7 protein-coding genes are annotated in these 10,164 nt (G+C 65.0%); 2 read left to right on the top strand and 5 right to left on the bottom strand.

Annotated elements, in window-relative coordinates:
- A partial coding sequence (locus WKW80_RS33560) for a type VI secretion system Vgr family protein (RefSeq protein WP_340367911.1) occupies window positions 1-2,980 on the top strand: 2,980 nt, incomplete at its 5' end.
- Window positions 2,970-3,893 carry a hypothetical protein gene (locus WKW80_RS33555; RefSeq protein WP_340367910.1) on the top strand — a complete coding sequence of 308 codons (924 nt, stop codon included), beginning with the start codon at window positions 2,970-2,972 and terminating at the stop codon, window positions 3,891-3,893. The genes WKW80_RS33560 and WKW80_RS33555, both read left to right, overlap by 11 nt.
- Before the next feature lie 196 nt (window positions 3,894-4,089).
- Here the strand turns inward: WKW80_RS33555 and WKW80_RS33550 are convergent, their stop codons facing one another.
- The 5 genes from WKW80_RS33550 to WKW80_RS33530 form a co-directional block, all read right to left on the bottom strand.
- Complete coding sequence (locus tag WKW80_RS33550; RefSeq protein WP_340367909.1) at window positions 4,090-5,334, bottom strand: phenylacetate--CoA ligase family protein; 1,245 nt, start codon at window positions 5,332-5,334, stop codon at window positions 4,090-4,092.
- A gap of 135 nt (window positions 5,335-5,469) precedes the next feature.
- Window positions 5,470-6,273: an ABC transporter ATP-binding protein gene (locus WKW80_RS33545; RefSeq protein WP_340367908.1), complete on the bottom strand. Its 804-nt coding sequence runs from the start codon at window positions 6,271-6,273 to the stop codon at window positions 5,470-5,472.
- A 159-nt stretch (window positions 6,274-6,432) separates the two neighbouring features.
- A complete protein-coding gene (locus WKW80_RS33540) occupies window positions 6,433-7,752 on the bottom strand; it encodes an ABC transporter substrate-binding protein (RefSeq protein WP_340367907.1) in 1,320 nt (439 codons plus the stop codon).
- Window positions 7,753-7,789: 37 nt separating this feature from the next.
- Complete coding sequence (locus WKW80_RS33535) at window positions 7,790-8,854, bottom strand: branched-chain amino acid ABC transporter permease (protein WP_340367906.1); 1,065 nt, start codon at window positions 8,852-8,854, stop codon at window positions 7,790-7,792.
- A gap of 89 nt (window positions 8,855-8,943) precedes the next feature.
- Entirely contained in the window at window positions 8,944-9,873 is a 930-nt protein-coding gene (locus WKW80_RS33530; protein ID WP_340367905.1) for a branched-chain amino acid ABC transporter permease, read from the bottom strand.
- Between the last annotated feature and the right edge of the window lie 291 nt (window positions 9,874-10,164).

Below are 10,164 nucleotides of genomic sequence, written 5' to 3'. Positions count from 1 at the left end.
CAACGACCCGCATGAGGAAGGCCGCTTCCTGAGCCTGCTGCGCATGCAGGCCCTGCGCACCCACGGCGCGCGCGCCAAGGCCAGCGGCAACCTCCGGGGCATGACCCCCGGGTTCACCTTCAGGCTCGCCAGGCACCCGAGACAGCAAGCCAACGCCGAGTACCTCATCCTCGACACCCGCCTCCTCATCGAAGACGTCGCCCAGGACAGCCAGATCAGGGATGCGGCGCCCGGGCGCAGGCAGCGATGGAAGGTTGAAGTCGACCTCACCGCCCACCCCGTCAAGGAGCCCTTGCGCCCCGCCCTCACGCAAACGAAGCCCCACACCCACGGCCCGCAGACGGCGCTGGTCGTCGGCCCCGAAGGCCAGAACCTGTGGACCGACGAACTCGGCCGCATCAAGGTGCAGTTCCCCTGGGACCGTATCGGCCAGAAGAACCAGCACAGCACCTGCTGGCTGCGAGTCAGCTCGCCCTGGGCGGGTAACCAGCTGGGCGGCATCCACATCCCACGCATCGGCCAGGAGGTCATCGTCGACTTCCTCGGCGGCGACCCCGATCTGCCCCTGTGCACCGGCCGGGTCCACAACCGGACCAACCTGCCGCCGTGGAGCCTGCCGGGCCAGTCGGCCCTCAGCGGGTTCAGAAGCCGCGAACTCACCAAGGAAGGCGGCAACAGTGCGGCCGGTCGCAGCAACCACCTGTTGATGGACGACACGCCCGGCAAGATCCAGGCGCAGCTCAAGAGCGACTACCAACACAGCTCTGTGAGCGTCGGCTACATCACCCGCGTCGAAGACAACGCGGGGCGCAAGGACTTCCGCGGCCTTGGCTTCGAGCTGCGCTCCGATGGCCATGGCGTCATCCGCGCGGCCAACGGCCTGTTGCTGACCACCGAGCCGCGCTTCGGTGCGCGAGCCCACGTGCTCGACAGCGCCGAAACCCTGCAGCGCCTGACCCAGGCGCGCGAGCAGCACGAGAGCGGCTTCGATGCAGCCAGCCGGGTCAAGGCGCAAGGCAAGGGCGACCAGGACGAAGTCGCCCGTGCCCTGAAGGCCCAGAACGATGCCATCCAGGGCAAGGACAAGGGCAAAGACATAGGCAAGGGCGGCACGGAAGAAGGCAAGTTCCCCGAACTCTGCGAGCCCCACCTCGTGCTGGCCAGCCCCGCGGGCATCGAGACCACCACGCAGGGCAGCACCCACATCGCCAGCGACGAGCACACCGCGCTGACCAGCGGCCAGCACATCAGCCTGAGCAGCGGCGCCTCGCTGCTGGGGGTGGCGCTCAACGCAATCAAGCTCTTCGCGCAGCAGAACGGCATGCACCTCGTGGCCGCGCAGGCGGACATCGACATCCAGGCGCTGTCCAACTCCATCAACATGCTCGCCAAGCTGGAGATCACGCAGACGGCCGAGCGCATCACCATCCGGGCCAAGGAGGAACTGCGGTTGGAAGGCGGGGGGAGTACCAAGGTCTTCAATGCACAAGGGCTCACGAAAAGAACCCACGCCGGCCATGCAAACCATGCCGCTTCCCAAAGCTTCGAGGGGCCGCGCGGCGTGGATGCGCAGTACCCGCTGCTGCCGGTGGTGGCCGGCCTGCCGCAACAGCCTCCGCGTGAAGAGCACTTCGTGCTGCTCGAACATGCAGGCGGCCTGCGCCTGCCGCAGCAGAAGTACCGCATCGCCTTCGACGGCGGGCGCAAGGTCGAGGGCGTGACCAACGAACTCGGCGAGACCGAGGTGGCGCAAAGCGCGGTGGCGCAGTTCGCGAGGATCGACGTGCTGCGCAATGCCGAGGATGGCGTGCTCGCGAGCTACACGCCCGACGTGAGAACGCCCACCGACGAGACGTACACGCCGGTGGCGGAGAAGCGTGAGCGGGGCAATACGACCATCGCAGGCAAGAATCACAAGCCCAACGCGGACGAGGCCACGAGCCGGCAGAAGGAGCCGCTGCACACCAGTTGCGATCCGAACAACTGGGGGATGCGCAGGCATGAGCCGAAGAAGGGCAGCGTGCAGGAGTGGGACTATCCGGTCGCGCAAGCCTATGTGGAGACGGTCAAGCCGGTGCTGATGGGGGTGGATTGGAAGCGCGCTACTTGGCCGCTGGGCGATTCGGATGAAGAACTACTGAACGCTCTACTCAAGACGCACATCCCCAAGGCCCTTGGCCAAGGCGCGTTCGGACTCCCCAAGGCTGCGATGCCGACTATTCTGATTCCGGATGATGTAGACGCAAGGAAACTCGGTATCAATCCCGACGACCTGACGCTCAAGGGCATCATGCGGCCCAAGGATTGGTTGCTTGTCGGCTGCAAGGGTGGGGTTACTTCGATCATCGATGCAGCCAACGGCGCAGAGGATGTCTCGAACGCGGTGCGCGAGTTCGTGAGCACGCTGTACCACGAAGCCCGCCACGCGCAGCAGTTTTTCTGGGTCGTCGCGTTGTTGCAGCAGCATGCGGGCGACTACGCGCATCTGCCGAACATCCAGCGCGTGTGGCGGGACTTCATGTCGCCAAAGCACTTCGAGATTGCCGCGCGCACCCTGCTGCCCGACGAGCCGAGCGCGCGCGTGGGCCTGCACCGCATGCTCATCGGCCAGTACTACTGGCTGCTGTGCTTCTACGACAGCGAGAACGGGAGGCGCCCGAACCAGCCCGGCTATCTGGCGGAAATCCTCCCAAGTGAAATTCCATTGGCAAGAAAGGCAGCGTATGAACTTCTTCAGAACGTCGGATTGGGCGGCAAGCCCATCGATGTGGATCAGATGGCAAAGGGAGCCTCGGGCAGCTTCGGATACCGTATGCGGCCTTGGGAGGAAGACAGCTTCGCGTGCGACGAGGTGGTCAAGGGGCTTTGGAATGACAACGCTGGCGCTGTGCTGCCTCGGCCCGGTTTCTGCACAAGAGTCTTCGAAATCGCCTCCGGCACAGTCCAAGGCCCAACCGGAGGCGGTGACCATGCCCACTGAGAAGGAGAGAGCATGGGAGGCCTATCAGTCCCGCAAGAGGGCTTACCAATCGGTCTACGATAACTTCCGCTACACCGATGCGCAGCGCGAGCAGGTAATCGAGTTCATTGGCGCGGCGATGAAAGTCATTCGCGGGGATGCAAAATTCGAGAGTCTCAAGCGGTTGCTTCCTGTAGCGCGCACTCGCACCGAATCGATCGACGGCCAGAGCTATCGAGGTGGAACGCGCTTTGCATTCAACTCTGGCTTTCTGAACGAATGGACCAGCATCTACATGCTGGCCACGACCGACGCCCAAGGCAAGGTCGAGCCGTATCACTTCCAGATTTACTTCAAACCCCCCATGCAGATTCCGCGCGAACGGTTGGAGCAACTGCTGCGACTCAAGCTCGTACCGGGCTGGACTTCTGAGGGCGGCAACTTGCAGCGCGAGTTGCCGGACCCCCTGCATGACCTGCCGGCCTTCGATGGCGGCAACTTCGAGTACGGCCTGATCGATCCGCCGCACGCACCTTACACGGTGCAGGTCAAGTTCACCTACCTCAACGGGCCTGACCACAATCCCTATACCGCTTCGAGGCTAGCCCGTCTGGAACTCCGCCGCGAGTACCTCACCTCTGAACAGATCCGCGAACGCGACCACCAGAAGCTCGGCCACCTGTCGACCACCGGCCAGCGCGTACCCCTGGGCGGCAAATGGCTCGGCGTCTGCGCGGACGACGCCCTGACCGCATCCATGCCGATGGAGCGGCGCATGTGCAACTACGGCGAGGGGCATGTCTTCGGACCGCTGTGGGTGTGGAGCAATGTGGCGCGTGAACGGGTGCCGGTGCAAGCATGGTGGCAATGGGTCGCACCTGATCCTTTCGAGGAAGAGATCGAAAGGATTTTTGGCGGTAAGCGCAAGGGCTGAAAGGAGGACCTGTTGTACATCGGGTGCGCGCGGCAGGCACCGCCAGATCGCCGCGCGCACCCCGCTGCCCGAAGAACCCAGTGCCCGCGTGGGCCTGCACCGCAGGCTCATAGGCCAGCACTACTGGCTTCTGTGCTTCTACGACAGCGAGAACAGGAGGCGCCCGACCCAGCTGGCTGATGAATCAGCCCGGCCCCTACTTGTAGCTGCGCGCATCCTCGATCACCTTGCCGTCATTCGGCAGGCTGCCCGCCGGCACGCAAATGACTTCGCTGCGCAGCTTGGTCACGTCGCGCACGGCTTCGGCGATGCGCTCGGTCAGTCCTTCGGCGGAGTCGGTCTCGACCTTGAGTGTCATCCGGTCCTGCGCCATCTCGCCTTCGACGACCAGGCGTGCGCGCACGATCCCGGGGAAGCGCCTCGTCACCTCGGCCACCTGGCCCGGATGCACGAACATCCCGCGCACCTTGGTCGTCTGGTCGGCGCGGCCGAGCCAGCCCTTGATGCGCGTGTTGGTACGACCGGTCGGGCAAGGTCCGGCCAGTACGGCGGACAGGTCACCGGTGCCGAAGCGCACCAGCGGATAGTCGCGGTTGAACGTGGTCACGACGACCTCGCCGACTTCGCCCTCGGGCACCGGGTCGCCGGTGCCGGGACGCACAATTTCCAGCAGCACGCCTTCGTCGAGCACCAGTCCTTCGTGCGCGCTGGTTTCATACGCGATGAGGCCCAGGTCCGCTGTCGCATAGCACTGCATTGCCCCGATGCCCCGCTCGGCCAGCCAGTCGCGCAGGCTCGGCGGAAAGGCTTCGCCCGAGACCATCGCCTTCGTCAGGCTCGGCAGCTGGAAGCCGGCCGCATCGGCCTTTTCGACCAGGATCTTCAGGAAGCTCGGCGTGCCCGCATAACCGTCCGGCTTGAGGTCGACGATGGCTTCGAGTTGTTGCTCGGTCTGGCCGGTGCCTGCCGCGAACACGGAGCAGCCCAGCGCGTGCGCACCGTTGTCCATGATCGCGCCGGCGGGTGTCATGTGGTAGCTGAAGCTGTTGTGGATCAGGTCGCCGCGGCGAAAGCCCGCCGCATGCAACGCGCGGGCGGTGCGCCAGTAGTCGGGCGCCGCGCCTTCGGGCTCGTAGATGGTGCCTGGGCTCGCGAACACGCGCCGCATCGCGGGGCCGCGCGCGATGGCGCTGAAGCCGCCGAACGCATCGGCGGCGCGCTGTGCTTTCTGTCGTTCGAGCAGTTCCGATTTGCGCGTGACCGGCAGTTTCGCCAATGCTTCGCGGCTGCGCACCGCGTTGGCATCGAAGCCCTTCAGGATCTGCGCGAAAGCAGGCGCCGCCGATTGCGCATGTGCCACCTGGCGCGGCAGCGCCATGAGCAGGTCCGCTTCGCGCTGCGCAGGATCGCGCAACTCCAGCGCGTCATAAAAGTCAGTCATGGGTGGACCCGGAACGTGAAATGACTTCTTCCAGGAACACCGCGGAACCGGCTTTGCCGGGCCGCTGGTGTTGCCCCCGGCAGGGGGTGGGAGGAGCGACACGAAGTGTCGCGGAGCCTGGGGGCGAGCAACTTGTCACGCCAACCACCTCTTGCGGCGCTTGTAGCTCTTCACATCGCGGAAGCTCTTCCGCTCCGCACCGCCCACGCCAAGATAGAACTCCTTGACGTCCTCGTTGCTCGCCAGTTCGCTGGCCTTGCCGTCCATCACGATGCGGCCGCTCTCCAGGATGTAGCCGTAGTCGGCGTAGCGCAGCGCCATGTTGGTGTTCTGCTCGGCCAGCAGGAAGGTCACGCGTTCCTTCTGGTTCAGGTCCTTCACGATCTCGAACACCTCCTCGACGATCTGCGGCGCGAGCCCCATCGACGGCTCGTCGAGCAGCACCATGGTCGGATTGGCCATCAGCGCACGGCCGATGGCGCACATCTGCTGTTCGCCGCCCGAGGTGTAGGCCGCCTGCGAGCCACGCCGCACCTTCAGCCGAGGGAAGTACGCGTACACCTTCTCCAGCGTGTCGGCCACGGCGGCCTTGCCGTCGGTGCGCGTGTAGGCGCCGGTCATGAGGTTCTCCTCGATGGTCAGGTGCGCGAAGCAGTGACGCCCCTCCATCACCTGGATCAGGCCGCGTTGCACCAGTGCCGAAGGCGACAGCGCCTCGATGCGTTCGCCGCGCAACTCGATCGTGCCCTTGGTGACAGCGCCGCGCTCGCCCGCGAGCAGGTTGCTCACGGCGCGCAGCGTGGTTGTCTTGCCCGCGCCGTTGCCGCCGAGCAGCGCCACGATGCCGCCTTCCGGCACCGTCAGCGATACGCCCTTCAGCACCAGGATCACGTGGTTGTAGATGACCTCGATGCCGTTGACGTCGAGGAGCGTGGTCACTGGGTAGCCTCCGTGCTTCGCACTGCGCTCATCGCTCGCCTCCCAGTCTTCGCGCAATTCGTGTCGCTTCGCCAACCCCCCTGGCCGGGGGGCAACACCAGCGGCCCGGCGAAGCCGGTTCCGCGGAGTTCCCCGAACTGCGCAACACGTTGGCGAACATCACAAGGAGCAGTCCGCCACGTCGCGGCGCGAAAGCTTCTTCTCGGCTGCGTACTTGTCGCTCGCCGCCTTCACCATCGGCTTGATGATCTGCTCGTCGGCCTGGTACCAGTCGGGCGCGATGTTCCACTTGGCGCCGTCCCAGGTCTCGATGCGCGCCGAGGTCGAGCCCATGTGGTCGGCGCACGAGGTGCTGATCGGCCGCACGATGTTGGTGAAGCCGAGCGCGTCGAGCTTCTTCTGGTCGAGCGCGAGGTTCTCCAGGCCCCAGCGCACTTGCTCGCCGGTCATGACCTTGCCCTTGCCGAAGCGTTCCTGCGCGCGCTTGACGGCTTCAACGCTGAGCATCTGGATCATCACGCCGCGCGTGTACAGCACAGAGCCGACCTCGTCGCGCGGGCCGGTGCCCTGGCCCTTGTCGTGCACCTGCTTGAGGATGTCCTGGATCACCTTGTAGTCGGTGCCGGAGCCGTTGAGCGCGAGCGCGTTGTAGCCCTTGGCATTGGCGCCGACGTCCTTGACGTCGGGCTCGGCGCCGGCCCACCACACGCCGTACATCTTCTCGCGCGGGTAGCCGGTGGCCACGGCCTCCTTCAGGGCGGTGGAGTTCATCACGCCCCAGCCCCACAGCAGCACGTAGTCAGGACGCTGCTGGCGCACCTGCAGCCAGGCGGATTTCTGCTCGACGCCGGGCGCGGTCACCGGGATCAGCGACAGCTCGAAGCCGTTCAACTTCGCGCGCTCCTGCAACAGCGGGATCGGCTCCTTGCCGAACGGCGAGTCGTGATACACGAGGGTGATCTTCTTGCCCTTGAGCTTGTCCATGCCGCCTTCCTTCTTGGCGATGTGCTGGATCAGGATGTCGGCGGCGGTCCAGTAGCTGCCCATCAGCGGGAAGTTCCACTTGAAGGTGTTGCCGTCCTGCGAGGCCGAGAGACCGTAGCCCAGCGTGACCAGCGGGATCTTGTCGGTCGTCACCTTGTCGGTCAGCGCGAAGGTGATGCCGGTGGCTTGCGGGTCGAACAGCGTGACGCCGGGCCGGCCCTTCAGGCGCTCGTAGCATTCGACGCCCTTGTCGGTGGCATAGCCGGTCTCGCATTCCTCGAACGTGAGCTTCACGCCGTTGACGCCGCCCTGCGCATTGACGAGCTTGATGTAGTCCTGCTTGCCGTTGGCCCATGGCGTGCCGTTTGGCGCGTAGGGGCCGGTGCGGTACACCAGCAGCGGGAAGAACTGCTCCTTGGCCTGCGCCATGGCGGGCGCGGCGCCCACCAGTGCGGACACCGCCGCAATGGCGAGTGCGATTGATTTCAGCTTCATGGTTTGTCTCCTTTTGGAAATCTCAGGGGTGTTTCATTCAGTGGGGGAAGGGCCACAGGCGCAGCTTCTCCTTGCCCGTCGACCACAGCCTTGCAAGGCCATGCGGCTCGACGATGAGGAAGAACACGATCAGCGCCCCGAAAACCATGCTCTCGATGTGCGACGAAAGCGCGGTCGAGATCGAGAAGCCGAGCCAGCCCGGCAGTTGATTGAGGAACAGCGGCAGCAGCACGATGAACGCGGCGCCGAAGAAGCTGCCCATGATCGAGCCGAGCCCGCCGATGATCACCATGAACAGCAACTGGAACGAGCGGTCGATGCTGAAGGCCGCAGGCTCCCACGCACCCAGGTGGATGAAGCCCCACAGTGCGCCGGCCACGCCGACGATGAAGCTGCTCACCGCAAAGGCCGTGAGCTTGGCGTACACCGGCTGGATGCCGATAACGGCCGCCGCCACATCCATGTCGCGCATGGCCATCCACTCGCGGCCGATGGCGCTGCGCACCAGGTTCTTTGCCAGCAGCGCGAACACCGTGACGAAGGCGAGGCACAGCAGGTATTTCTGGATCGGCGACTCGATCGGAATGCCCAGCACATTGAGTCCGGCCACGCTGACCGATCCCGACGACGAGTTGTTGGTGAACCACTGGATGCGCAGGAAGGCCCAGTCCACGAAAAACTGCGCCGCCAGCGTCGCGACCGCGAGGTAGAGCCCCTTGATGCGCAGCGAAGGAATACCGAACAGCACGCCGATCACGGTGGCGCACAGCCCGCCGAGCAGCAGCGATGCGATCAGCGGCATGCCGTCGATGCGAACCTGGAAGTTGTAGGCCGCATAGGCGCCCACCGCCATGAAGGCCCCGGTGCCCAGCGAGATCTGCCCGCAATACCCGACCAGGATGTTGAGTCCGAGCGCGGCGAGCGAAAGAATCAGGAACGGCGTGAGGATGGCGCGCATCCAGTAGTCCGACACGCCCAGCGGCACCACGACGAACGCCACCAACAGCAGCACGAGGATCGCGACGCGGTCCTGCAGGATCGGGAAGATCTGCTGGTCGGCGCGGTAGGTGGACTTGAACTGGCCGTTCTCTCTGTAAAACATGTCAATGCCCGTCCGGCCGCCCGAAGGGCATTGAGCGCCCCCGTGGGGGGCAGCGATACACGAAGTGATGAGCGTGGGGGCTGTTCATTTCACACCCGATCAATGATCTTCTCGCCGAACAATCCCTGCGGACGCACCAGCAGGAACACCAGCGCCAACACGTACGCAAACCAGATCTCGATGCCGCCGCCGAGCATCGGCCCGAGATAGATCTCCGACAGCTTCTCGCCGACGCCGATCAGCAGGCCGCCGATGATGGCGCCCGGAATCGAGGTCAGCCCGCCCAGGATCACCACCGGCAGCGCCTTCAGGGCAACGAGCGACAGAGAGAACTGCACGCCGAGCTTGGAGCCCCAGATGATCCCCGCCACCAGCGCCGAGAAGCCGGCCACCGACCACACGATGACCCAGATGCGGCTCAGGGGAATGCCGATCGATTGCGCGGCCTGGTGGTCATCGGCTACCGCACGCAGCGCGCGGCCCGTGGCCGTCTTCTGGAAAAAGATCGCGAGCACCGCGACCAGCGCCGCCGCCACCAGCGCCGCGACCAGGTCCTCCTGGCTCAGCAGGAGGCCGCCCTGGAAGACATTCTCCAGCACCATCAGCGGCTCTTTCGGCATGCCGACGTCGATCTTGTAGATGTCGTTGCCGAACAGCGTCTGGCCGAGGCCGTCGAGAAAGTACGCGATGCCCAGCGTGGCCATCAGCAGCGTGATGCCTTCCTGGTTGACCAGCTTGCTCAGTGCCAGCCGCTCGATGAGCCAGGCCACGACGATCATCACCGCCATTGCCGCGACGAAGGCCAGCACGTTGGCCAGCACCTTGTTCTCGAAGCCAAGCCAATGCGGAAACCATTCCGCGAAGCGCGCCATCGCCAGCGCGGAGAACAGCACCATCGCGCCTTGCGCGAAGTTGAAGACGCCAGAGGCCTTGTAGATCAGCACGAAGCCGATCGCGATCAGCGAATACAGCATGCCGACCATGAGGCCGCCGAAGAGGGTTTCGAGGAAGAAGCCCATGGTCAGTTTTCCATTGCGCTGGGGGAATCCAATAGGGGTGCGTGCCGAGGGCACTGGCTATCCCCCTCCGCGAATGTCCCCCGGCCTGCGGCCTCCTCCTTTATTTCGCTGCGGGGGACACCCAGCACCCTCGGCACGAGGAACGGTCGGTGGTAGCGGCCGATCAACGACTGCGCGTCTGGATCACGTCGATGGTGTGCTCTGCGCAGCGAAATAAAGGAGGAGCCGGCAACCGCAGGCTGACGGCGGGGGACATTCGCGGAGCAGAGCACACCGTCGGCGTGATCCCGC

It is taken from the genome of Variovorax humicola (assembly GCF_037889915.1).
Taxonomy (GTDB): Bacteria; Pseudomonadota; Gammaproteobacteria; order Burkholderiales; family Burkholderiaceae_C; genus Variovorax; species Variovorax humicola.
This window is presented reverse-complemented; position numbering and strand designations above follow the sequence as displayed.